The following is a 24149-nucleotide window of genomic DNA, read 5'->3' as shown; positions in this document are numbered from 1 at the left end:
CGGTCGTGGCAGGGTGGCTCTTGCTTCACCGCTGACTCAGCTGGCGCTGACAGCCTTCATGCAGGCCGCATTGACAGGGGGGCGCTCCGCCCGACCCAGGAGATCCTTGGCCATGAAACGCTTCTGGAAGCTGCTCGATAATATCGAGAACATCCTCTGCCAGTTATTGCTGGTGACCTTTGTGCTGCTGCTTTTTGTGCAGATCATCATGCGTAATCTGTTCAATTATTCGCTGCCATGGGGAGATGAACTGGCAACCTATGCCTTTATCTGGTTTGCCTATCTTGGTGCCGTATATGCCACCAGAAAATCGGCTCACAACCGTGTGACCTTCCAGTTTCGTTTCTTTCCTCGCTGGGTTGAAACAGCCTGTGGTGTGCTGACCGATGTTATCTGGATTGGCTTCAACCTGGTCTTCATCTGGCTCAGTTATGACTTCGTGTTCAACAAGATGAATATGTTCTGGAAATCGCAGACTCTCGGGGTTCCGATGAAGGTCTTCTATGTGATCCTGCCTGTGGCCTTTATTGCCATGACATTACGAATTCTACAGAACAACTATCTGCGTTTCGTCAAGCATCGCGAGCTTTCCAATCCTGATGCCGAGGCCATTGAAGAAGCACAGGCTTCGACATCTGGCGCACGCGAGGAGGGCTCCAGAAATGGATAACACCATTATCTACGTACTCTTTGGCGTGTTCTTCCTGTTGCTGGTGCTGGGAGCACCGATTACGGTATCGCTGGGTGTGGCGGCGCTGGCAACGTATCTGTCATTGGGCGAGAACCCAATGTCCTTTGTACAGATTGCCTTCACCTCGGTTGGCTCTTTCCCGTTGATGGCATTGCCGGCCTTTATTCTCGCTGGAGCGCTGATGGAGGCGGCAGGCATCTCTCGGCGGCTGGTGGATATCGCTGAGGCCTTCGCCGGTCCGGTGACTGGTGGTCTGGCCGCGGCGACGGTTTTTGCCTGCATGTTTTTCGGCGCCATCTCCGGGTCCGGCCCGGCGACGACTGCGGCAGTTGGCATGTTGATGATTCCGGCCATGGCCAATCGCGGATATGACAAGGGCTACGGTTCGGCGATCACCGCGTCTTCCGGTGGGCTGGGTGTGGTGATTCCGCCTTCGATTCCGATGGTGATTTTCGGCATTTCCGGTATGGGGTTGCAGCCACCAGCGGAAGCTGTCGCCGAGTTTGGTTCCTTTCAAACGCTATCAATTCCCAAGCTATTCATCGCCGGAGTGGTGCCTGGTATCGTGATTGCTGGTTGCCTGTTGGCAGTGAATTATGTGATCTCGAAACGCCGAGGCTATCGCGGCTTGAGTGACCACTGGTCCATGGGCGATATCGGCAGAAGTCTGAAGCGTGGTATCTGGTCAATGTTGGCGCCCTTGATCATTCTTGGTGGCATCTATTCTGGGCTTTTCACCCCGACCGAATCTGCGATTGTGGCGATTGCCTATACCCTGGTAGTGGGTACCTTCATGCATAAGGAACTCAAATGGAAGCCGACACTCAAGACTCTGGAAACCACCACCTGGATTACCGGGAGAGTGTTGTTGATTCTGTTCACGGCAACGGTATTTGGACGTCTGTTGGTTGAGCAGCGTGTACCGGCAGTCATCGCCGAAGGAATGCTTGGCATGACTGACAATATCTATCTCATCTGGGCCATGGTGATCACCTTCCTGCTGTTCGTCGGCATGTTCATGGAAACCCTCGCGGCGATCATGATTCTGACACCGGTGTTGCTGCCGATCATGTACATGCTGGGTATGGACCCCGTGCATGTAGGCATTGTTGTGGTCTGTGCCCTGGCGATCGGTTTCCAGACGCCGCCTCTCGGCGAGAACCTGTTTGTGGCGTCGGGGATTGGCGGGTCATCCATTGAAGAAATATCAGTCAAGGCTCTGCCGTTCGCCGGTGCCTCGGTGTTTGCCCTGTTCATGATTGCGTACTTCCCCGAGCTGTCGCTGTGGTTGCCGCGGGTACTGGGCTACTGACTGTGGCTATCGGCACGGCTTTCCGCGGTTACCGATGATGGTGGATTGGACATACGTCACTCGATGTAAAGCACTCACACACAATACACGGGACAGGAAGGAGCAACGCCATGCCTACTTCGATTCGTCGACTGCTGTGTTGCCTTGGGCTGCGAGATGACTGCCGACAGGTGCTGGCGCATTCTCTATGCCTGGCCCAGGCACTGGGGGCAGAGCTACATGTATTGCATGCGGTCAAGGCGCTATCCGATGACGTCATGCACACACTCAAGGCCAATATCAGGCAGCGCAAGACATTGGAGACACTGATGGAGCAGCGTCTCGATCAGGCCCAGCAGCGCCTGGATGACTTTCTTGAGGAATTCTGGGAGTCACCACTGGGCGAATTGCCATCCCCGGATCTGATCCAGAAGAAGGTGGTGGTGGAAGGCTATCCGGCGTCGGAAATCATCCGTTACGCCACGCGGCATGACTGCGACATGATCATCATGGCCACCAACAAGCGCGGCTTCACCGCCTCCTATGCCGGCAAGGTCACCAAGGGGGTAATCAAGCGCGCCAGCATACCGGTGGTGGTGGTACCACCGGTATGAAGGCGCGCAAGGGAGCATCGCTCTAATTTACGGGGTCAGGTCCATAGTGTGTGTTGCAGGTCTCCGGCGATGCGGCGCATGCGTGGCACCCACTCGCGCAGACTTTCGATCGTGTGGCGCAGTCGCGGCGCATGAATCGCCAGTGAAGCCTGAATACGTCCCGCCTGATCGTAGACGGGCACGGCGATGGCGACCATGCCCTGGATAAACTCCTCGTTGTCGATGCTCAACTCATCATCGGCGATGCGTTCCAGGTGTGCCTCAAGCTCGTCGGCTTCGGTGGCGGTATAAGGTGTATAGGCTTCCAGTACCAGATGCTGGAGAAGGTTCTGGCGCTGAACCCTGGGCATCAGGGCGAGGAATAGCTTGCCACTCGCCGTGCAGTGCAATGGTAACCGTGATCCGGGGGGCAACTGGATACGCACCGGCCAGTTGGTTTCGACCCTTTCGTAGTAGAGCACTTCATGGCCATCAAGCAGCGTCAGGTTGCAGGTTTCGCCAACCTCATCGGCGAGTCGTTTCAGCAACATGCGGCGTGGCGCTTTCAGGTTTTCGTTGGCGAGTACACCCATGGCGATTCGGTGCAGGCGCTCTCCCGGCAACAGACTTCGCCCCTCGGGGTCGCGTACGATCAACCCCTGTTCCTCAAGCTGCTTGAGCAATCGGTGCAGCGTAGGTTTGGGAATCTCCAGCTGGCGTTCAAGATCTGCGGCACTCATGCCATGCGTAGCAGTGGCGATGGTTTCAAGCAGCACCAGCCCACGTTGTAGAGTGGAGTTGGTGGTGTTGCGGCGTGATTCGCCACTTTCTGTGGACATAGGCGATCCTTTGCTTGAGCACGGTCGATCAAGGTGACATGGCGCCCATGATAACGCGGCGAGACCATTCGTCAGCCATATCAGTACGATAGCTGATGAGCTGACAGTTGGCCTGCCGCGGGACCTGTGCGGGATGTCGGCATACTACCGGGAGGACTATCCTCCACCGAGCAGCATCAGCGATAGCGGTGCCCACAGTGATATGGCGATCCAGCAGGTGAACAGCGCGACGAAGTAGGGAAGGACGTACTTCACCAGCCGCAGGTAGGGAATGCCGGTGATGCTGCTGGCCACATACAGGTTGAGTCCAAAGGGCGGCGTGACGAAGCCGATGGCGGCACCCACCAGGAAGATCACCGCAAAGTGGATGGGATCGACGCCGACATTCTGGGCGATGGGTGCGAGGATCGGCGCCAGAATGATGGTCACCGGCAGGCTCTCGAGGATCATGCCAGCCAGCAGAATCATGACCATGCAGGCGCCCAGCACTACATAGTAGTTGCCTAGTCCCACCAGCAGCTCTTCGAGAACTCGACCGGCTCCCAGTACCGACAGCAACTGCTGCATGACCACCGAGATCGCGATCAGTGGTGCCAGCATGCCGGCGATCTGGCCGGAGCGCAGCATGATGCCGGGAAGGGCAGTAAAGCGGATCTCGCGTGTGATCAACAGGCCTGCGATCAGCGTAAAACCTACCGTGATCGCGGCGGCTTCGGTGGGTGAAAAGGCTCCAGAATAGATACCGTAGAGCACCACACCGATGGTCGCGAAACCTAGATAGGCACGGCGTGCAAAGCGCGCGCTGGAGCCAGCCTTGAACGGGATCAGCGTGCCCCAGCCATGTCGACGTGCCACGAGATGACAGGCGACCATCATCCCCAGCACCATCATTGCACCGGGAATCATACCGGCGATGAACAGGTCACTGATCGACAGGTTCATCATGAAGCCATAGACGATGAAAATGATGCTGGGCGGAATAATGATGCCGACCGTACCGCCCGAGGCAGCGGTGGCTGCGGAGAAGCGTTCGTCATAACCGTTCTTGACCATCTCCGGTTGCATGATCGAGCCGATGGTGGCAGTGGTGCCGGCATTGGAGCCGGAAATGGCCGCAAAGAGGCCACAGGCGCCCAGGGTCGCCATACCCATGCCGCCGCGCATCCAACCGAGCACGGAATAGGCGAAGTCGGAGAGCCGTTTGGCGATACCTGCCGCGTTGATCAGGTCGCCGGTGAGGATGAACAACGGCAATGCCAGCAGACCGAAGAAACTCAGGCCCTGGAACAGGGTCACGCCGATATTGGCCAACGTGAAGTCGATGATCAGGCTGGTCCCGACCACCCACAGGCCGATGACCAGAAAGATCGGCACACCCAGCAGAAAGAACAGTGTACAACCGGCCGTCGTCAGACCGATCAGGATTCCATCCGTCATGACGTGTCTCCTAATCCATGATCGAGGGTTGCAGGTGGAACGGCTCGCGGCGTCGGAAGCGACAGGTATCCTGCCACAGGTTCTGCATCACCCTCAGGATGATCAGCGTCCATGCCAGAGGCGTCGCCAGGTAGAACCACCACTGCATGACATTGTCGGTGCCGGGGACGATGGCGAAATTCATGTAGGCCAGTTCAACCTGGTTGCTGGTGAAGTAGATGACCATGATGCCGAAACCAACCCACAGCACGGCATCGAGAATCAGACACATGTACTGACCGACGTAGGGCAGACGCATGCGTATCTCGTTCAGCGATAGATGGGTACGTTTCTTGACGTTGAGCGAGGCGCCAAACCACGTCAGCCACAGGAACAGCAGCACTGGAATGCTGGTACTCCAGGGCGCCTGGGCACTGAACAGGAAGCGTCGTACCACCTCGACGAAGATGATCCCTGCCATGCCGCTGTAGGCGGTGAGAATGATCACCTTTTCAAGATGGTCATCCAGCCACCGCAACGGCCGTAACCAGACGGGGTATTGTCCATCGGAATGTGGTTTGGCTGAGGTCGCTTGCTCCTCGCGACCAGAGGCGTCAGCAGACGCCTCGAGGTGAATACCTTGATTCATCACGACCTCCACCAGCGCCTTGGCGCCACATTGACGGCTGCAATATCACGAGGAATTTCACGCGCAATTCCATGAATTTCCTTGTAGATATCGATATCACCTGCCCAGGCGTTGAGACGCTCGCGCCATTGCTCCCAGGGTTCGGGGTTGAACTCCGGCGCGCAGAGCTGTTCGGCCTGGGCACGTATTTCATCGGAGAGCGGAGCCACGCGCACGTTGTTCTGAGCGAACACGGTATTGGCTGCCGGATGCTCGGTGGCACCGATGATCTCGTAGCGTCCGGCCTCGTTCATTCCCTGGGTGAATATCTGCGCGGCATAGGCTGACTCCATGACCTGGTCCTGCAACTCACTGCCGAGGCTGTCGAATTTCTGCAGGCTCATGGCGGTGTGCTCGGTTCCGGCAAAGAAGCGTAGGTCTACCGCTTGAGAGACCACCGGGGCCATGCCTGCATAGGCCACTGCACTCATCCAGGTCTCGGCGCCATCCAGCAGGCCCTGACGTAATCCATCCAGGGTTTCTTCCCAGGCCACGGGCACCGGGTTCAGGTCCAGTTGCTCCATGGCAATGCGTCCCAGCTGTGTGCCGGTTACCCGATTCTTGGTGCCCTGTATTTCCTCGAGGCTGGTGATCAGCGGCTTGTCGGCCCAGCTCATGCCCATCATCAGGCCACGCAGGTCGCAATGAGTGAACAGGAATTGCAACTGATGGCGCTGGCGCAGTGGCTCGCGCAGCAGAGCTTCACTGCGTGGGTCGTAGAAGAAATGAAACATCGACGCCACGCTGGGGAACATGTAAGCGAAGTCGAGGATGTTGAGGTAGGGGGCCCCACCGGCAGAGTTCTGTGTCGAGGCCGAGAAGATATCGACGATGCCCTGTTGCGTCTTGCTTACACAGTCGAGCTGGTTGCACACCTCGTTGCTGCCCATGAATTCGACGCGAATGGCGCCGTTGGTGCGCTCTTCCAGATCGCGAGCGAAGAACAGCTGACCGGACTTCTGGATGTCGAGGTTGCGCTCATTGAATCCCGAGGCGCCAAAGCGCAGTTGGAACTGGGGTTCCGTGCTGTAGCGCCGTTGCTGTTCGCTGTCGGCGGCTCGCGCCAGGCTCGAAGCGGTGAGTCCGACGCCCAATCCGCTGGCGGCCAGCAATGTGGATGTCAGGCCAAAGCGCCCCGAAATATCGAGAAAGTCGCGACGCGATAGCCCAGAAGGAGAAGAGTGGCGTGTGCTCATGTGAGGTGCTCCCGAATGTTGTGTTTGGTGTATAGGGATGCGTAGTGGCTTCTGAGTCCAGAAGCGGGACCCTGGTGTTGGATCCTGTTTCACCATAGAAGGCTGTCGCGATTCGATCAATAAAAATGATTTTATTTGTCTCGATATTGACGTGATGAAAAGTAATACCCATATTGATTGAGACAAATAGTCTCATTTTTATGGTTATCATATGGCGACGACAAGACCAACAACAAGCACTGGGCACGCAACAAGCGCTGGTTTTGACTACGTGATCGTGGGAGCGGGGTCGGCGGGCTGTGTGCTGGCCAACCGCCTGAGTGAGGATGCTGATGTCTCGGTGTTGTTGCTCGAAGCGGGGGGCGCGGACTGGAACCCCTGGATTCATGTGCCCGTCGGCTACTTCAAGACCATGCACAACCCGGCGACTGACTGGTGTTATCTCACCGAGCCTGACCCCGGTCTCAACGGTCGCCAGTTGCAGTGGCCGCGGGGCAAGGTGCTGGGTGGTTCAAGCTCGCTCAATGGGCTGCTGTATATCCGTGGTCAAAAGGAGGATTACGACGGCTGGGCGGCAGCCGGTAATCAGGGCTGGGATTATGCCTCGGTGCTGCCGTATTTCATGAAGTCCGAGTGCCAGGAGCGCGGTGCGGACGATTTCCATGGCGTTGACGGCCCACTCAAGGTCTCGGATCTACGTCTGCGTCGTGAGATTGCCGAGCGCTTCATCAATGCCGCCAGGGCGGCAGGCATACCCGAGAATCCTGACGTCAACGGTGCACACCAGGAAGGCGTAGGGTATTTCCAGCAGACCTCGTGGAAAGGTTTCCGCTGCTCCACGGCCAAGGCCTTCCTGCGACCCGCACTGTCTCGGCCCAACCTGACGCTGATCAAGCGAGCGCACTGCCAACGTCTGCTGCTACGTGGCAAGCGAGTGGTCGGTGTCGAATATCGTCAGGGCGGCGAGCTGCATCAGGTACATGCTCGGCGCGAGGTCCTGCTGTCGAGCGGTGCGATCGGTTCGCCCCAGATCCTGCAATGCTCCGGCATCGGTGAGCGACAACACCTGAACAGTGTTGGAGTGGAGTGTCAGCACGAGCTTCCGGGTGTTGGCCAGAATCTACAGGATCACCTGCAGATTCGGCTGGTATTCAAGACGCGTTGTCGCACTCTCAATGATGAAGTGCGCCATCCGCTGAAGAGACTTGCGGTGGGCACACAGTATCTGCTCACGCGTACCGGACCACTGACCCTGGCGGCCAGTCAGGTATACGTCTTCACACGCTCGCAACCCCAACTCGAGCGTCCGGATATTCAGTTTCACATGCAGCCGCTATCGGCAGACAAGCCTGCCGAAGGTGTTCACCCGTTTTCTGCCTTCACCTCATCGGTATGCCAGTTGCGGCCCAGCAGCCGCGGAAGCATTCGTATCGTCAGTCCCGACGCCTCGGTATACCCGCTGATTCAGCCTGGTTATCTGAGCACCGAGGAGGATTGCCGCGTGGCCATTGATGCCATCAAGTTGGCGCGCCGCATTGCCGCCCAGCAACCTCTGGCCGAAGTGATTACTGAAGAGTACGTTCCGGGCGCCGCCTGGCAGAGTGACGAGCAGTTGCTGGAGGCTGCGCGTCAGTACAGCCAGACCATCTATCACCCGACCAGTACCTGTCGTATGGGGAAGGATGCCAGGGCTGTGGTCGATGATCAGCTTCGTGTGCACGGTCTCGACGGCTTGCGGGTAGTCGATGCCTCGATCATGCCGACGATCGTGTCGGGCAACACCAATGCGCCAACCATCATGATTGCCGAGAAGGCCGCCGACCTGATCAAGCAGGCACGTGGTGATGAATGGAACGGCCAGGCTGCTCTGGCCTGATGTCTGACCGGGAACTGGTCCTAATCGATGTCGTGAGGATGGCGCAGGATCATGATCAGGCCAGCGCCAGACAGGCGCACCACCTTCGCCACCAAACTGCGACCGCCAGGCCCGAGCGCGGAGGTGGTATTCGGACAGGAGGACTCCAGGCATGCAGCATCACGAGACACCCGTCATGAGCGATTCCCATAACCATGCGGCCAGCGGCTGGCGCAGGAGCATCGAACCCGCGCGTCGACGCATGCCGGGGGTACTGATCTGCATCACCATCGCACTGGCGACGACCTTCATCGCCGACCATTATGGCGGCCCCACGCTGCTTTATGCGCTGCTGTTTGGCATGTCGCTGCATTTTCTCAGTGAGCAGGGGCCATGTCTGGCGGGCATTGAGTTCGCGGCGCGTACCATCCTGCGGCTGGGCGTGGCTCTGCTGGGTGTCAGGATCACCCTGGAACAGGTCGCGGCGCTGGGCATCGGACCGGTGCTGACAGTGGTGGCGGGAGTGGTGTTGACGATCGTCGCTGGCACCGTGATGGCGAGATTGATGGGATTACCCCGTGATCTTGGCCTGCTGACCGGGGGATCGGTGGCGATCTGCGGTGCTTCAGCGGCCATGGCGTTGTCCGCAGTGATGCCACGCAATGAGGAGGCCGAACGCAATACCATCCTCACTGTTGTTGGTGTGACAACACTATCGACGGCGGCGATGGTGCTGTACCCGCTGCTGGTTGGCGCTCTGGGATTGTCGAATACCGATGCCGGCATCTTTCTGGGCGGCACCATCCACGATGTCGCTCAGGTGGTCGGAGCGGGGTATATGATTTCCGATGACACCGGGGATGTCTCGACTTTCGTCAAATTGCTGCGAGTGGCGATGTTGGTTCCCGCGGTGATGGTATTCATGTTGCTGTTCCGGCGCTCTCGTAAAGCAGGGGAAGGCGGCAAGGTGCCGATGTTCCCCGGTTTTCTGGTCGCCTTCGTGGTACTGGTGCTGATCAATAGTCTCGGTGTCATTCCGATCGTGATGAGCGAGGCGATGACCGACCTGTCGCGCTGGTGTCTGGTCACGGCCATTGCCGCACTGGGCATCAAGACCTCGTTTCAGAAACTGGCGGTTGTCGGTTGGAAGCCGGTGATTCTGATGGTCGCGGAAACCTTGTTCCTGTTGGGCGTAGTGCTGGTGTGTCTGTATACCGGTATTGCCGACTGGTAATGCGATATCGACAGGACGACGGCTCCATGGCTTGCTATGACCATGGAGTCGTCGCTTCTGAAGGCCGATCTATTACAGCATGGTGCCGATGATGATATAGCTGATCAGGGCGATGACTGCCGTCAGCAGTGCGAAGGGAATCTGCGTCTTGATGTGGTCGATGTGGTCCGAGGCCGCGCCGGTTGATGCCAATACCGAAGTATCGGACAGCGGTGAGCAGTGATCACCGAATACTCCGCCTCCGGCCACGGCGGCGAGGGTGGCATAAACCAGCAGCGAGACTTCGTCAGCGCTGAAGGTGAAGGCGACCGGCATCGACAGCGGCACCATGATGGCGAAAGTACCCCAGGAGGTTCCTGTCGAGAAGGCGATGATCGCAGCGATCAGGAACGTCAGCGCCGGCAGTAACGCCGGTGTCAGCCAGGCCTCGGTGGCCTGAACGATATAGTCCGCGGTGCCCATATCCTTCGACAACTGATTCAGCGAGTAGGCCAGTGCGAGGATGATGATCGCCGGCATCACGCCCTTCATGCCTGCCGTGGCAGTCTTCATGATGTCATTGAACGGAATCCCCTGCAGGCGCATGCAGACCCCCAATACCACAGCGGCAGCGAGGAAAGCTTCCATGGTCTTGGCTGAGCCCATGACGATGAAGGTGCCCACCGCAATGCTGATCACCACCAGCACCGGCAGGATGAAGTTCACCAGTAGGCTGGTCTTGACGCCGGGGTAGGGAGTGATATCGGTCAGTTCCTCACCCATCAATGGGTCCGCTCCGTCACGCAGTACCTTGCCTTCCTCAATCGCGCGCCGTTCGGCCTTCTTCATCGGGCCGAACAGCGGCACGATACCTACGATGACCAACCCCACCAGCGCCACAGACAGCCAGGCGTAGATATTGAACGGGATCGCATGCACGAATACCGACATGGCCTGGTCGGCATTCTCGATCGGACCAATACCGATCAGCAGACCAGCGATGAACACCGCCCAGCCGGTGATCGGTACCAGCACGCTGACCGGTGCTGACGTGGAATCGGCGATATAGGCCAGCTTCTCCCGCGAGACATGGTAACGGTCGGTGAGGCCGCGAGTGGTGGTGCCGACAAACAGCGGGCTGAAGTAGTCGCTGAAGAACACGAACATGCCCATGAACCAGCCGACGAGCTGTACGCGAACTCGTGATAGCTTGCGGCGCTCGACCCAGGCGGAGAAGTTCTGGATGGCGCCTGTGCGCTGGAAGAAGGCAATGACGGTACCGATGAACAGCTCGAGCAGCAGAATCCAGGAGAAGCTGGTGGTGCCAAGCGTTTCCTTGAGCAGGGTAGGAAAACCCATCAGTCCGCTGCCCATGGCCAGCACACCGGCGAAGCAGGCAACGGCGAGCGAGAACACAGTATTGCGGGTGACGAAGGCAAGGATTATGGCGATGGCGGCCGGCATGACTGACAGCAGGCCGAGATGGTCTTGGGGTTCCATGAGCTGTCCTTGTTGTTGTGATGAATGGTTGTGGTGAATTGTTGTGATGGATGGTTGCGGTGGACGTTCTGATACAGGGCGGTTTGAGCGATCGCGGTATCGCGATCGCTTCGGAACAATGGCAGTGAAGCGCTTCAGATCTCTGCGCTGGCGCGTTGTCGCTCCCAGCTGGCGATTAGGTGGAAGGCGCCGCGCCTGAGCGGTTCGGGGGGCATCCAATCGGCACGTCCGAACAGGCTGTCGATATCCTCTACCTCCTGTCCCAGAGCCAGCCGCGCCAGGGCATCGCCAAGAAAGGTGCCCTTGACGATGCCGCCACCGTTGCAGCCTGCGGAGACAAACAGCCCCGGTTGGATCTGGCCCCATAGCGGAGCGCCATTGTGGGTCAGTCCTGTCGTGCCGCCCCAGATGGCATCGAAACGCGAGATATCCAATTCGGGATAACGTCGCTGCAGGCTGGTGAGTAGTGACTGTTCGACTCTTGTGTTGTCCTCTTCACGCTCATAGCTGTAGCGCGAGCGGATCATCAGCCTGCCATCTGCTGTGGTGCGCAGAGTGCAGCCCAGCCGATGAGCCGGTAATAGCCCCCATTGTTGCGGTATCACTCGTTGGCGCGTGGTGTCTTCGAGGATGTTGGTAACCGCGGCGTAGGTATAGATGGCCGTCAGTCGGGAGCGGTCGGCGCCCAGCGCTCTGGAAAAGGCATTGTTGGCCAGCATTACCCGCGGGCTACGGATTTCTCCCGCTGGCGTGGTAACAACCCACTGAGCTCCATCCGCGATAACAGAGGTGGCAGGGCTGTTCTCGTGAAGTCTGATGCTCGGCGGTAGAGCATCAGCAAGACCGCGTATCAATGCAGCTGGCTGTACCAGCGAACAATCCGGGGAGTAGATGCCATGTTGGTAATAGCGGGTGCCGATGCATTCCTGCAGTTGTTCCTCGTTCAGCCATTGGTGCGTAAGGAAGGATCTGCGTAGAAAGGAGGCATAGCTGTCGAGGGCATTTCTGCCCTGGCTACTGCGCGCCGCGCGATAGGTGCCGGCGCGTACCAATTGGCAATCTATACCATGCTCATCCACCAGTTGGCGTAGATGGGCCATGGTCCCACGGCTCAGGGCATTGAGCTGTGACATGCGTTCGAGTTGGCTGGGTGAGGCGTCATTGGCCAGGGCGATCTCGAGCATGAACCCTGAATTGCGACCGGGACTACCCTCGCCAACAGTATCGGCGTCGAGTACCAGAATGCGGTCCTCGGGGCGAGCGCTATGCCAGCGTCGCGCGGCCGAAAGACCGGTAAAGCCTGCGCCGATGATCACCACATCGGCTTGCTCGCAACCAGTGACAGCTGGCAGGGCGGGGCGCGGTGGCAGTTGAGCGTTCCAGCCACAGGGGCGCTGGTGCTGCGGATGAGTCGCGGAGGTCATGGGTGGAGCACGGTTCCTGAGAGACGATTGTTGTGATTCAGCGATTCGACAGAGAAGCCTCGATTCAACGCACAGCAGGCTATGCAACGTACAGCAGGCTATTCGAGATACAGCAGACTGTGAGCTTCCCTGACCATGTCCCTGGCGGCTTCATGCATCGCCTGGAGCACCTCGGCGACGTGCTCTTCACTCATCCGGGACTTGAGCATCGAGCAGCTCAGTGCCCCCAGCGGATGGCCACTGTGGTCGAGAATCGGCACCGCCAGACCGCCATACTCGGGCAGCTGGCTGCCTTCTGCGCCGCGCGCGTAGCCGTGCTGGTGCAGGAAGTCGATCTCTGTCTCTACATCCTGCGCGGAGATACGGTATCGGGCCTGTAGCTGAGCCTGGCCGTGCTGCAGGATGGTGCGGCGTTCGGCGGGTTCCAGGTAGGCCATCAAGGCAATCGACGCCTGGCCAACCCCGAGTGGAACTCGGCCTCCGGTGGCACGCACAAAACTCCCTACCGGATACTCTCCGTTCTGTACTTCCAGGCAGACCGCATGAATACCGTCGCGGGCAAACAGATAGAAGCTGTCACCAAGGCGCTGCGCCAGCGACAGCAATCGGGGGCGCGCCAGATCACGAAGTCCGGAGCCGTTGCCCGCCTGAGCGCCCAGCACCAGCAGTTCATAGCCGAGGAGATAGCGACCGCGTACTGGCCCGCTGCGCAGGAAGCCCTGGGCCTTGAGCCCCTGGAGCAAGCGATAGACGGTGGGCCGACTCAGCTCGGTGGCTTCCATGAAGTCGTCGATACCGGCACCACGGTAGCCACCCGCGGCCGTGATCTGGAGGAGCTGCATGGCATGGTGGAGCGTCGAAGGCCCTGAGTGAGGCATGGCGATAGCCTGCTGAGTCGCTGGTCAGGTGAGCATGGAATGATGAATGTTAACTACCGCTGAGCATAGCGAGACTAAACGGCAAATTCGTCTCACTTAGTGAGATGTTTCCGACAAGGGGCCGTGCGGGGAGGAAGGCCGATAGTTTCTGGATGCAAGGATGCAAGGATGCAAGGATGCAAGGATGCAAGGATGCAAGGATGCAAGGATGCGGGGAAGATTAAAGCCACCGCCCCGAAATCAGCGAGCATCCCGGGGCGGTGGCTGTGGTCAGACGCTCGGCACGTCAGCTGCTCGAGGTATCAGAGACTCCGCGCTGGTTGGCCTGAATGGCGGTCAGCGCGATGGTGTAGACGATATCGTCGACCAGAGCGCCACGTGACAGGTCATTGACCGGCTTGTTGAGGCCCTGGAGCATCGGACCGATGCTGATGACTCGGGCGCTACGCTGCACCGCCTTGTAGGTGGTGTTGCCGGTGTTGAGGTCGGGGAACACGAACACCGTAGCCCTGCCTGCAACCGGGGAGTCGGGAGCCTTCTGGCGGCCGACGCTGGCGATGGCGGCAGCGTCATACTGCAGCGGCCCATCGATGGCCAGATGCGGTGCACGCTCACGAGCAATACGCGTCGCTTCGCGAACCTTGTCGACGTCGGCGCCGGTGCCGGACTCTCCGGTGGAATAGCTGATCATTGCCACCCTGGGCTCGATGCCGAAGGCTTCGGCGGAGGCGGCACTCTGCAGCGCGATCTCGGCCAGTGTCTCGGCGTCGGGGTCCGGGTTGATGGCGCAGTCTCCATAGACCAGCACCTGGTCCGGCAGCAGCATGAAGAAGATCGATGACACCTGGTTGTAGCCGGGGGCGGTCTTGATCAACTGGAACGCCGGACGCACGGTATTGGCGGTGGTGTGAATCGCGCCGGAAACCAGACCATCGACATCGCCCTCGGCGAGCATCATGGTGCCGAGCACCACGCTATCCTGAAGCTGGGCCTCGGCGGTCAGCTCATTGAGCTTGCCACGACGACGCTCGACCATTGGCGCAATGTAGTTGCCGCGCGCTTCGTCTGGGTCGATCAGCGTCAGGTCCTCGGGCAGCTCCAGGCCACGGGTTGCTGCGACATCGAGAATCGCCTGGCGCTTGCCGAGCAGCACGCAGTCGGCGATACCGCGGCGCTGGCAGATCACTGCGGCTTCCAGAGTGCGAGGCTCGCTGCCTTCGGGAAGCACGATGCGACGGCGCTGCTGCTGGGCCAGCGACACCAGCTGATGACGGAAGGCCGCCGGTGACAGGCGACGCAGGGCATCGGCACGCACCCACTGGGCAATCCATTCACGATCGAGATGCACATCGATAAAGTGGGCCACGGCTTCGGCACGCTCGGGGTCATCGCAGGGAATGTGATTGGGCAGTTCCGCCAGACGCTTGACCGCTGAGTAGCTGTCATCACCGATCGAGAGCACTGGCAGGCCGGATTCCAGCGCCGGACGGCAGAAATCGATCAACTGTTCGCTGGGCCGCTCGTTGTGGGTCAACAGCAAGCCACCGAGCTTGACGCCGTTCATGGTTGCCAGAGCGGCGGCCAGCAAAGTGTCATCACGGTCGCCAGGGGTGACGATCAGGCGCCCGGGGCGCAGGGCGTGGAGCTGATGCTCGGCCTTGCGCGCACCCAGGGTGATGCCAGTGACGCGACGTTGGCCGGCCTCACCTTCATGGAGAATATCTGCACCCAGCGCCTGGGCAATATCGAGGGTGCGCTGTGCGCTGAGTGAAGCATGCCAGGGCACGGCTGCTACCACCGGAAGCTTCAGACCGCCGTCGACAAGCAACTGTTGCTGCCATTGCTGGCGCAGTTTACAGGCCTGTTCGCTGGACGGTGCGGGCACAGCAGACCCTTCTTCCTCACTGTCGCTGTTCAATGCCGGCAGGCGCATCAACATTACACCGCAGGCGCGGTTGGCACCAAAGGCGTTGAGGCTATTGGCATGCATGCGCAGGCGTTCGGCCAGCTCACGAGCGTTGGCGGTTTGACCATCGGCCACCAGTACGACTTGCGCATCCAGTGCCTGGGCCAACTGAACGTTGAGCTCGAATACGTAGGCTGACTGGGAACTGGGACAGAGGCCTTCAACCACCACGATAGCTGGCGGCTCCTCCCCCTGGCCAGGGCTGGCCACCCGGGCATGGCGCTCAACAGCCATTTCCAGCAGGGTGTCGCGATCGCCCCGGTTGAGAAGTTTATCGAGGGTATCGTGATCCACTGGCACGGGAGAGACGATGCCCAGCGTATTGGCGATCAGGATGCGTGAACGCTCGCCCTGGCCGTCGGTGGTGGTCTGGCAGAACGGCTGCAGGAAGCCGCCCTGCAAGCCCAGCGAGTCGATGCCACGCATCAGGCCCAGCCCGCTGGATGTCAGTGCAACGCCTTCATCGACCGGGATCAGCAACAGGGTGCGTGGACGGGAAGCAGTGTTCATGTCCGAGCCTCGGGGTGGTTGGCATGGGTCTGCACAAGCTCGCTGGTCTCGCGTGCTATATGGCCTTCCTCATCGGTGGGGATGACCCATATTTCGGGCCGGACCTCGGTAGTATCGTCATTCCTTGCCTGATCGATACGACCCTCACTACCGCGAGCCAGGTTTTCGTTGGCCGCAGCCGACAGGCACGGGCGTAGCGCATTCATCATCGACAATGCTCGAGCACGCACCAACGGAGAGTTCTCGCCGATGCCGCCGGTGAAGGCGATACCGTCGAGCCTTGGTAGGGCGCAGGACAACGCCGCCAGGGTGCGCGCCAGGCGATAGCAGAATACATCCAGTGCCAGGCGGGCGCCGGCATGACCTTTGTCGGCGGCCTGTTCGAGGTCACGCATGTCTGGGGATAGCCCCGACACCCCCATCAAGCCGCTGTGCTTGTTGAGCATCTGGTCGATCTGCTGCACGCTCCAACCGCACTGGTTGGCCAGATGCAGATGCAGCCCAGGATCGACATCACCGCTACGGGTTCCCATCACCAGTCCCTCCAGCGGTGTCATGCCCATGCTGGTGTCCATGCTCCGTCCTTGCCAGACCGCTGTGGCGGAGCAGCCATTGCCGAGGTGAGCGATCACCCAACCGCCAGTGCCGCGCTCGCTCAGCTCGGCAAGGCGCTCGGTGATATAGGCATGGCTGCTGCCGTGGAAGCCATAGCGGCGAATGCCGTGCTTCTGGTACAGCTCGGTGGGAATGGCATAGCGGTAGGCATGCTCGGGCATGGTCTGATGGAAGGCCGTGTCGAACACCGCGACCTGAGGCAATTCCGGAAACAAACGGCGAGTCGCTTCAATACCATCGAGGTTGGCCGGGTTGTGCAGCGGTGCCAGAGATGTGCATTTGCGGATACCATCGATGACATCGTCATCGATCAGTGTAGCGCTCTTGAAACGTTCTCCGCCGTGGACCACTCGATGGCCAATAGCGATAGGCTGGCGTTCGCCGAGATGCTCGAGAATCGCTTTCATGGCCGCGGGGTGGTCGGCACCCGCCAGATCGAATTGCTGGCGGATACCATTTTCATCGGTGATCTTGAGCACTGGCTCCGAGGTCCCCAGTCGTTCGACCAGACCGCCAGGGCGCGGGTGATCGGCCTGTAGTGGAACCAGCGCAAACTTGATTGAGGACGAGCCGCAGTTGATGACCAGTATGCAGTCGTTCATGCCATCTCCAGAACAGCAGCAGCTGACAGGTAATGTAGTCGAGACTACTGAAAACAGGGAGGTTGGCGGGCAATCTATCACCTCCCACTGGGTCGATGATTGATCTGGAGAGGTAAATTCAGGTGTTCAGCGGGAGAGTGAAAGTCGAATGATGTGTATCAACGACAGGTATTGTTTTACTGGACTTAAGTCTAATGGGTGGGTTACGGCCAAGAGGGACAGCCAGCCCGGCCCGGGGCTGGCTGCAGTCAGCACTTGTGCTGTGTGATCCGACCTACAGGTCGCGATACAATCTAGACTTCTCGATACAACTGGGCGCCCTGGTCGCGGAAGGCCTGGGCCTGTTCTTCCATACCGGCGGCCACCGTCGCTGCATCGGCGGTCTGCTGTCCTTCCTTGCCCAGTTCCTTGTTTCGCGCATAGTCGCGGACTTCCTGACTGATCTTCATCGAACAGAATTTCGGACCACACATCGAGCAGAAGTGGGCGACCTTGGCCGAATCCTTGGGCAGGGTTTCATCGTGGAATTCGCGGGCGGTATCCGGATCGAGACCGAGGTTGAACTGGTCTTCCCAGCGGAACTCGAAGCGTGCCTTGGACAACGCATTGTCACGACGTTGCGCGGCGGGGTGGCCCTTGCCCAGGTCGGCGGCATGAGCGGCGATCTTGTAGGTGATGATGCCGGTCTTGACGTCATCCTTGTTGGGCAGCCCGAGATGTTCCTTGGGCGTGACGTAACACAGCATGGCGCAGCCGTACCAACCGATCATCGCCGCTCCGATGCCCGAGGTGATGTGATCGTACCCGGGGGCGATATCGGTGATCAGCGGGCCGAGCGTATAGAAAGGCGCTTCGTCGCAGTACTCGAGCTGCTTGTCCATGTTCTCCTTGATCAACTGCATGGGAACATGGCCTGGTCCTTCGACCATGACCTGGACATCGTGTCGCCAGGCGATACGGGTCAATTCGCCGAGCGTCTTGAGTTCTGCCATCTGTGCCTCGTCATTGGCATCGGCAACCGCGCCGGGACGCAGTCCGTCGCCCAGCGAGAAGGCCACATCATACTGCTTGCAGATTTCGCAAATGTCCTCGAAATGGGTGTAAAGGAAGTTTTCCTGATGGTGGTAGAGGCACCACTTGGCCATGATCGAACCGCCCCGTGAGACGATGCCCGTTACCCGCTCGGCGGTCAGCGGCACATACCGCAGCAGCACTCCGGCATGGATGGTGAAGTAGTCCACGCCCTGTTCCGCCTGTTCGATCAGGGTGTCGCGGAAGACTTCCCAGGTCAGGTTTTCGGCCACGCCCTTGACCTTCTCCAATGCCTGGTAGATCGGCACGGTACCAATCGGCACCGGTGAGTTGCGGATGATCCATTCGCGGGTTTCGTGGATATTCTGTCCAGTGGACAGATCCATGATGGTATCGGCGCCCCAGCGGATGCCCCAGGTCATCTTGTCGACCTCTTCCTCGATGGAAGAGGTGACCGCCGAGTTGCCGAGGTTGCCATTGATCTTCACCAGGAAGTTGCGACCGATGATCATCGGCTCGGTTTCCGGGTGATTGATGTTGCAGGGAATGATGGCACGCCCCGCCGCCACTTCCTGACGTACGAATTCTGCGGTGATTTCCTCGGGAATCCGCGCTCCGAAACCCTGGCCAGGGTGCTGTTGACCGAGAATGCGCTCGACCTCTGAGTTGCCCTGGTACTCTGAAGAGAGGGCCTGGCGGCGCTGATTCTCGCGAATCGCAATGTACTCCATCTCAGGAGTGACGATCCCGCGACGAGCATAGTGCAACTGGCTGACGTTGCCGGCGCTGCCATCGGCATTGGGGCGTGCGCGACGAGGGGTGCGTGTCAGGTCGAAGCGCAACTGGGCCAACATGGGGTCAGCGGCACGGCGGCGGCCATAATCGGAGGTCGGGCCGTCCAACCATTCACAATCGTCACGCTCGTCGATCCAGGTTCGCCGCAGCTCCGGCAGCCCCTTGCGCAGGTCGACACTGATTTCCGGGTCGGTGTAGGGACCCGATGTGTCGTAGACCAGTAACGGCGGATTCTGCTCATCCTCTCCCGAGGTTTTGGTCGGCGACAGACTGATCTCTCGAAACGGCACGCGAATGTCGGGACGTGAGCCCTCGACATGCACCTTGCGTGACCCCGGCAAGGGTTTGATCGCGGCTTCATCGACACTGGCGGTCTCGGCCAGGAAGTGGTGGGTACGGGTCATGGGGCGTTCTCCTCATTCGTTATGGTTGTATGTATCAAGAGTCAAGAGGTAAGAGCGAAGAGGTAAGAGCCAGAAGCCCGCGGCTCGTCGCTCGGTGCTGAAACATTCTCAGTCGCTGAGGTCGAGCCCCATCTGCCAGAAGTCGCGCTCCAGGCGTGTGGCGTCGCGAAACAGCAGCGCCAGGCGCTGGAAATGGGCGTCGGGGAGTTGGCGGAGTTGCTCATCCAGCCAGACTCGTTCGTGATGAGCGGCCTGTTGGAACTCCTCGCTCAGATACATGGCGATCCAGGCGTCGAAGGGGTTGGCATTGCCGCGCTGGGTGAAGTCCTGTTCGTTCAGCCACAGAGCGATATCGGCGTAGCCGATCATGCACGGGGCCAGCGCGACACGCAGGTCGAGTAGGTCGCCACGGGCTCCGGCGTCCAGCACATAGCGGGTATAGGCGAGGGTGGCTCTGGCTTCGGGGAGGTTTTCCAGTTGGTGTTGTGTGATCCCCCACTCGGCGCAGTAATCGAGATGCAGCTGCATCTCGGTGTCGAGAATGATCTTCAAACCTTCGAAGGCACTGCGCAACTCGTCGAGCGAGTGGCTCTTGTAGGCCGCCAGCGCATAGGCGCGAGAGAACTGGATCAGGAACAGATAATCCTGCTTCAGGTAGTGGCGAAAACTGTCTTGCGACAGGCTTCCGCGGCCCAATTGAGTCACGAAATCATGCTCGATGTAGGCCGTCCACTCATCGTGGCAGGCATCGACCAGGTCGTTGAAGCGATAACCCATATGTCCTCCGGTATCAATGATCCGGAGAGGGCGTTCGAGAGAAGGAGGAGGGCAGCGCAGAGGGAATACGACCAGCGCCAGCCACCGCTCGATTCCCTACGCCGGTATCAACCGGATCAGGTTCCACGGGACCAGCGCTGCGAGCATTCAGCCATGCAGGATATTGATCTACATGCCGAATGACCTGCGCCATCTCAGCCGGATTGACCGGCACCCCGTCAAGCGTGTCGAGGGCAGCATAGCACCTGAGTATCGGCAGATAAAAGCCCATTGCGTGCACAAATGGGCCAGAAGGGAGGTTGGCTCGGCAGGGGGACGTCTCTCCCCTGCCAGCGGATACCCGGTTGCGTCGGGTTTCAGGGTTTCATGGAGTGGGGCTTGTTGGCACGCATCCGGCGCCGTTCCTCATACCAGGCCGGAACATCGGTGCCGTTGGGCCGGCTAAAGGACTGTACCGGCATTTCATGTGGCACTTCTTCGGGTGGCGTTGCGGGTTCTGCACCCGGAGCAGGCAGTTCGGTAATGTCGAGTTCTGCCACCACCGCTGGAGGCTGGGTCTCTTCCGGCACCTTCAACAAGCCTGCGCGGGCCAGGCGTCGACCAATGGTAAGGCTGCTGCTCCAGCGTATCAGCGGAGCGGCAAGCACCAGACCCAGCCAGACCGGCGTCAGCCACAGGAAGAATTGCGGCGTGTAACGCCAGGTGGCGAGTGCCCAGACAGCGCCAATCAAGGCCCACAACCAGCTGTGTCGCCAGACCTCCCGCCAGGGTAGAGCACGTCCCTCTCGAGACTGAGAGTCCCAGGCTACGGTACGGCCGGTCAGCACCTGGAGAACGAAGCGGCTATGGAAGACCATCATCATCGGTGCGATCAGCATGGCGAACGAGCTTTCCAGCAACATACTGATGAACAGTTTGAAGCGGCCACCATAGGCTTGTGGCTCACGAATCAAGCCAAGGATCAGCCCGAGTACCTTGGGCATCAGCAGCATCGCCAGAGTACCGATCAGCAAGGGCATGATCAGGTTGGGTGGTGCTATCGGCCAGTTGGGAAACAACTGGGAACTGGAGGTGAAGAAGTTGGGCGGCACCAGTGCTCGAATCAGGGCATCGATGGTGCTGATGACCAGGATCGACAGCCATACCAGTGAGGATAGATAAGCCAGCGCGCCACAGAAGAAGTGCAGTCGGCTGAGAAAGTGCAGGCCATGGCCGTGCAGTAGACGCAGGTGCTGTAGATTGCCCTGAACCCAGCGACGGTCACGCTTCGCGTAATCAAGCACATGGCTGGGCATTTCCTCGTAGCTGCCGCGCAGGTCAGTGCGCATCCGCACCTGCCAGCCGGCACGGCGCAGCAGCGCCGCCTCGACGAAGTCATGGCTGAGAATATCGCCACCCAGCGGTGGCTTGCCGGTCAGCTCTGGCAGACCGCAATGGTTGGTGAAGGCTTCCACACGAATGATGGCGTTGTGCCCGAAATAGTTGGCCGCCGTGGTGTGCCAGAAGCTCAGCCCTGTGGCGAGCATAGGAGAATACAGCGAGGCGGCAAACTGGTTGGCGCGGCCGAACAGGCTATGCTGACGGACCGGAATCGGCACGGTCTGCAACAGCCCGAGACGCGGATTGGCCATCATCTCGTCGATCAACTCGATGATGCAGTCGCCACTCATCAGGCTGTCGGCATCCAGTACCAGCATGAAGTCATAATGGGCGCCCCAACGCTCGCAGAAATCACCGAGATTACCGGCCTTGCGACCCTGATTGCTGTTGCGGTGGCGATAGTGCACTCGGCAATGGTCCGCGAGGCGTTGCTGCAGCTCGGCGAAAGCTGCCTTTTCCTGGGCAACGATGTCACTGTCGGTGCTGTCACTGAGCACGAAGGCTTCGATCTGCATACCGGGAGTTGCGCGGGGCAGGTCGCGGCAGGTGGCTTCGAGTCCGGCGGCCACACGAGCCACGTCTTCGTTATGTATCGGCATTACCAGCGCTGTACGAGACTCCGAGTCTACTGGCCGCATGGGACCCTGTGGACGGCGGCGCAACGACAGTGGATCCAGACCAAGCAGGTTGAGCACGAAGCCTATTACGGCACTCCAGAAGGCCATCGTGATCCAACTGAAGGTGATCGCGAACAGTACCAGGATGGTCAGCTCAAGCGGCGTGATGCCTTCGACATGCAGGATGCGGAACATGGTCCACACCCCCAGTATGCTGGTCGCCGCGATCGCCAGGCCCACGACCAGACGACGCAGTCGTGGCCAGGGCGCGGCTTGATGGTTGATGTCAGCTTTCATTGGGGTTCCAGATGGCGTTCCAGGTCTCGGTCAGGTGCTGTCCGTGGAGATCCAGTGTCAGGCGCATATCCGCCGGCTTGCCATCTTCGGGTTGCAGCTCGAAGCTGGCACGCCAGGTCTCTCCATCGGGAAGTTGCTGAACCTTCTGCTCAAGGACTTCACCACTGGTAGAGGTCAGAGTCATGGCCACTGGCTGGCTGGGATCCAGGCCATCCAGCTCACCACCACGGAAGTCGACCACGAAGTGGCGGAGGCTGCGGGCGGGCGGGTCGCTCTGTCCCGGAAATCCCCCCCAGCCCTGACGGGAACGTACGACACGGGCCAGTGGCTCGTTGATCGGTTCACCGAAGGTGAAGGTGCGGTAGCGGAACGTCCGCGATTCGCCGGCCTTCAGCGGTGTGGCAGGGACCCAATAGGCAGTGATGTTGTCATTGAACTCATTGTTGGTCGGGATCTCGACCAGCTCTACGCGCCCTTCTCCCCACTCGTCCAGCGGCTCGACCCATTGGCTCGGGCGTTGGTCATAGCGGGCTTCCATATCCATGTAGGCACTGAAGTCATTGGGACGCTGCACCAGGCCGAAGCCTTTGGGTGAGGTGTCCTGCAGGCTGGAGAGCTGGAGACGCTGTGGGTTGGACAGTACCCGCCAGGTCCACTCTCCACGGCTGGTCGCCATCAGTAGACCACTGGAGTCGTGGACGCGAGGACGGTAGTCATCCGTGTCGCGGCGTTGCATCTCGCCGTGCATGAACATACTGGTCAAGGGAGCAATGCCGAGCTTGCCGACATCCTGTCGGGCAAACAGGCGAGCCTCGGTGACGATTTCGGTACGCTTGCCGGGAGTAATGTCAAAGCGATAGGCACCTGTCACCGACTCGCTGTCGAGCAGTGCAAATACCGTCATGTGATTGGCATTCTCGGCAGGGCGCACCAGCCAGAATTCCCGGAAGTAAGGGAATTCCTCGCCTTCCGGCGCGGCGGTATCGATGGCCAGTCCGCGTGCAGAGAGTCCGTACCCCTGGTTGCGTCCTACCAGTCGGAAATAGGATGCACCGAGAAATACCGCGAACTCATCGCGATAGTCTGTCTCGTTCAGAGGAAAGTGCAGACGGAAACCGGCATAGCCGAGGTCGGAAAGATCGAGTTTCTCGAGCGGAGCAGCGTCGTCGTCATAGCGAAAGCGTTGGCTGTCGAAGGCAATCTCACGAACGGCTTCGTTCTCCAGCACATTGATGGCTACAGGTTGGTGATAGAGGAAGCCCGGATGGAACAGCTCAACCTGAAACAGGCCACTGTCACCCCATAGCGCCTGATCGTCACGATAGCGAATCTGTCGATATTGGTCATAGTCCATATCGCTCAATTCACTGGGCATATCAGTATTGGGCGCTTGCCACTCTTCGTTTGCCAGGTCACGTGCCTGCTCCGTTACCTGGTCGAACAGTGCGGCAGGGGTGGTTGCCAGTACTGGCGTACTGCTTCCTAGAACAAACATGGCCAACGCCAGACGGCGTAGCAATCTCATCGGGGTGCACTCCTTGCATTCACGGGCTGCGAACGTCTCACACCG

At 59.6% G+C, this 24149-nt stretch carries 18 protein-coding genes and 1 riboswitch; of the genes, 5 read left to right on the top strand and 13 right to left on the bottom strand.

All coding sequences use genetic code 11. The annotated features are described in order from the left end of the window. Positions 1-112: 112 nt before the first annotated feature. The 3 genes from AR456_RS13550 (at position 113) to AR456_RS13540 (ending at position 2596) form a co-directional block, all read left to right on the top strand. Positions 113-670, top strand: coding sequence for a TRAP transporter small permease (locus tag AR456_RS13550; RefSeq protein WP_021818836.1), 558 nt, complete (start codon positions 113-115; stop codon positions 668-670). Then, positions 663-2003 carry a TRAP transporter large permease gene (locus AR456_RS13545; protein ID WP_021818837.1) on the top strand — a complete coding sequence of 447 codons (1341 nt, stop codon included), beginning with the start codon at positions 663-665 and terminating at the stop codon, positions 2001-2003. Before AR456_RS13550 ends, AR456_RS13545 begins: the two co-directional genes overlap by 8 nt. Before the next feature lie 110 nt (positions 2004-2113). Further along, positions 2114-2596 carry a universal stress protein gene (locus AR456_RS13540; protein ID WP_021818838.1) on the top strand — a complete coding sequence of 161 codons (483 nt, stop codon included), beginning with the start codon at positions 2114-2116 and terminating at the stop codon, positions 2594-2596. Positions 2597-2631: 35 nt separating this feature from the next. Here AR456_RS13540 and AR456_RS13535 read toward each other — a convergent pair whose 3' ends face one another. The 4 genes from AR456_RS13535 to AR456_RS13520 form a co-directional block, all read right to left on the bottom strand. Continuing rightward, positions 2632-3414, bottom strand: a complete 783-nt coding sequence (locus tag AR456_RS13535) for an IclR family transcriptional regulator (RefSeq protein ID WP_021818839.1) — start codon at positions 3412-3414, stop codon at positions 2632-2634. Between the two features lie 156 nt (positions 3415-3570). Then, positions 3571-4851, bottom strand: a complete 1281-nt coding sequence (locus tag AR456_RS13530) for a TRAP transporter large permease (protein WP_021818840.1) — start codon at positions 4849-4851, stop codon at positions 3571-3573. 10 nt (positions 4852-4861) lie between these two features. After that, positions 4862-5479 (bottom strand): TRAP transporter small permease, encoded by a 618-nt coding sequence (locus AR456_RS13525; protein WP_021818841.1) that lies wholly within the window; start codon positions 5477-5479, stop codon positions 4862-4864. Beyond that, positions 5479-6714, bottom strand: a complete 1236-nt coding sequence (locus AR456_RS13520; protein WP_021818842.1) for a TRAP transporter substrate-binding protein — start codon at positions 6712-6714, stop codon at positions 5479-5481. Before AR456_RS13520 ends, AR456_RS13525 begins: the two co-directional genes overlap by 1 nt. 211 nt (positions 6715-6925) lie before the next feature. On the opposite strand from AR456_RS13520, the gene AR456_RS13515 reads away from it, so the two are divergent. Continuing rightward, entirely contained in the window at positions 6926-8590 is a 1665-nt protein-coding gene (locus AR456_RS13515; RefSeq protein ID WP_031207697.1) for a GMC family oxidoreductase, read from the top strand. A gap of 175 nt (positions 8591-8765) precedes the next feature. Then, positions 8766-9803: a YeiH family protein gene (locus AR456_RS13510; RefSeq protein ID WP_202903940.1), complete on the top strand. Its 1038-nt coding sequence runs from the start codon at positions 8766-8768 to the stop codon at positions 9801-9803. A 72-nt stretch (positions 9804-9875) separates the two neighbouring features. Here AR456_RS13510 and AR456_RS13505 read toward each other — a convergent pair whose 3' ends face one another. From AR456_RS13505 to AR456_RS13465, 9 genes are all read right to left on the bottom strand, one after another. Further along, the gene (locus AR456_RS13505) at positions 9876-11282 is read right to left on the bottom strand and encodes a Na+/H+ antiporter NhaC family protein (RefSeq protein WP_021818845.1); all 1407 of its coding nucleotides are present in this window, start codon (positions 11280-11282) and stop codon (positions 9876-9878) included. Positions 11283-11416: 134 nt separating this feature from the next. Next, a complete protein-coding gene (locus tag AR456_RS13500) occupies positions 11417-12706 on the bottom strand; it encodes an NAD(P)/FAD-dependent oxidoreductase (protein WP_021818846.1) in 1290 nt (429 codons plus the stop codon). 98 nt (positions 12707-12804) lie between these two features. Beyond that, entirely contained in the window at positions 12805-13584 is a 780-nt protein-coding gene (locus tag AR456_RS13495) for an IclR family transcriptional regulator (RefSeq protein WP_021818847.1), read from the bottom strand. Positions 13585-13870: 286 nt separating this feature from the next. After that, positions 13871-16060, bottom strand: coding sequence for a phosphate acetyltransferase (gene pta / locus AR456_RS13490; protein WP_021818848.1), 2190 nt, complete (start codon positions 16058-16060; stop codon positions 13871-13873). Beyond that, the gene (locus AR456_RS13485; protein ID WP_021818849.1) at positions 16057-17277 is read right to left on the bottom strand and encodes an acetate/propionate family kinase; all 1221 of its coding nucleotides are present in this window, start codon (positions 17275-17277) and stop codon (positions 16057-16059) included. The genes pta and AR456_RS13485 overlap by 4 nt, the downstream gene beginning before the upstream one ends. A 293-nt stretch (positions 17278-17570) precedes the next feature. Then, a complete protein-coding gene (thiC, locus tag AR456_RS13480; RefSeq protein ID WP_021818850.1) occupies positions 17571-19508 on the bottom strand; it encodes a phosphomethylpyrimidine synthase ThiC in 1938 nt (645 codons plus the stop codon). Positions 19509-19616: 108 nt separating this feature from the next. After that, a complete protein-coding gene (gene tenA / locus AR456_RS13475) occupies positions 19617-20285 on the bottom strand; it encodes a thiaminase II (RefSeq protein WP_021818851.1) in 669 nt (222 codons plus the stop codon). A gap of 75 nt (positions 20286-20360) precedes the next feature. Further along, positions 20361-20513: riboswitch (TPP riboswitch) on the bottom strand. A 128-nt stretch (positions 20514-20641) separates the two neighbouring features. After that, positions 20642-22579 carry a glucans biosynthesis glucosyltransferase MdoH gene (gene mdoH / locus AR456_RS13470; RefSeq protein WP_021818852.1) on the bottom strand — a complete coding sequence of 646 codons (1938 nt, stop codon included), beginning with the start codon at positions 22577-22579 and terminating at the stop codon, positions 20642-20644. Continuing rightward, on the bottom strand, positions 22569-24104 hold the full coding sequence (locus AR456_RS13465; protein WP_021818853.1) for an OpgD/OpgG family glucan biosynthesis protein: 1536 nt from the start codon (positions 24102-24104) through the stop codon (positions 22569-22571). The genes mdoH and AR456_RS13465 overlap by 11 nt, the downstream gene beginning before the upstream one ends. Between the last annotated feature and the right edge of the window lie 45 nt (positions 24105-24149).

Source organism: Halomonas huangheensis, from assembly GCF_001431725.1.
GTDB classification, from domain to species: domain Bacteria; phylum Pseudomonadota; class Gammaproteobacteria; order Pseudomonadales; family Halomonadaceae; genus Halomonas; species Halomonas huangheensis.
This window is presented reverse-complemented; position numbering and strand designations above follow the sequence as displayed.

Bases quoted from the DNA above. Each gene is read 5' to 3' on its own strand.
- AR456_RS13550 (WP_021818836.1), top strand. From the start codon at position 113: ATGAAACGCTTCTGGAAGCTGCTCGATAATATCGAGAACATCCTCTGC.
- AR456_RS13545 (WP_021818837.1), top strand. From the start codon at position 663: ATGGATAACACCATTATCTACGTACTCTTTGGCGTGTTCTTCCTGTTG.
- AR456_RS13540 (WP_021818838.1), top strand. From the start codon at position 2,114: ATGCCTACTTCGATTCGTCGACTGCTGTGTTGCCTTGGGCTGCGAGAT.
- AR456_RS13535 (WP_021818839.1), bottom strand. From the start codon at position 3,414: ATGTCCACAGAAAGTGGCGAATCACGCCGCAACACCACCAACTCCACT.
- AR456_RS13530 (WP_021818840.1), bottom strand. From the start codon at position 4,851: ATGACGGATGGAATCCTGATCGGTCTGACGACGGCCGGTTGTACACTG.
- AR456_RS13525 (WP_021818841.1), bottom strand. From the start codon at position 5,479: ATGAATCAAGGTATTCACCTCGAGGCGTCTGCTGACGCCTCTGGTCGC.
- AR456_RS13520 (WP_021818842.1), bottom strand. From the start codon at position 6,714: ATGAGCACACGCCACTCTTCTCCTTCTGGGCTATCGCGTCGCGACTTT.
- AR456_RS13515 (WP_031207697.1), top strand. From the start codon at position 6,926: ATGGCGACGACAAGACCAACAACAAGCACTGGGCACGCAACAAGCGCT.
- AR456_RS13510 (WP_202903940.1), top strand. From the start codon at position 8,766: ATGAGCGATTCCCATAACCATGCGGCCAGCGGCTGGCGCAGGAGCATC.
- AR456_RS13505 (WP_021818845.1), bottom strand. From the start codon at position 11,282: ATGGAACCCCAAGACCATCTCGGCCTGCTGTCAGTCATGCCGGCCGCC.
- AR456_RS13500 (WP_021818846.1), bottom strand. From the start codon at position 12,706: ATGACCTCCGCGACTCATCCGCAGCACCAGCGCCCCTGTGGCTGGAAC.
- AR456_RS13495 (WP_021818847.1), bottom strand. From the start codon at position 13,584: ATGCCTCACTCAGGGCCTTCGACGCTCCACCATGCCATGCAGCTCCTC.
- pta (WP_021818848.1), bottom strand. From the start codon at position 16,060: ATGAACACTGCTTCCCGTCCACGCACCCTGTTGCTGATCCCGGTCGAT.
- AR456_RS13485 (WP_021818849.1), bottom strand. From the start codon at position 17,277: ATGAACGACTGCATACTGGTCATCAACTGCGGCTCGTCCTCAATCAAG.
- thiC (WP_021818850.1), bottom strand. From the start codon at position 19,508: ATGACCCGTACCCACCACTTCCTGGCCGAGACCGCCAGTGTCGATGAA.
- tenA (WP_021818851.1), bottom strand. From the start codon at position 20,285: ATGGGTTATCGCTTCAACGACCTGGTCGATGCCTGCCACGATGAGTGG.
- mdoH (WP_021818852.1), bottom strand. From the start codon at position 22,579: ATGAAAGCTGACATCAACCATCAAGCCGCGCCCTGGCCACGACTGCGT.
- AR456_RS13465 (WP_021818853.1), bottom strand. From the start codon at position 24,104: ATGAGATTGCTACGCCGTCTGGCGTTGGCCATGTTTGTTCTAGGAAGC.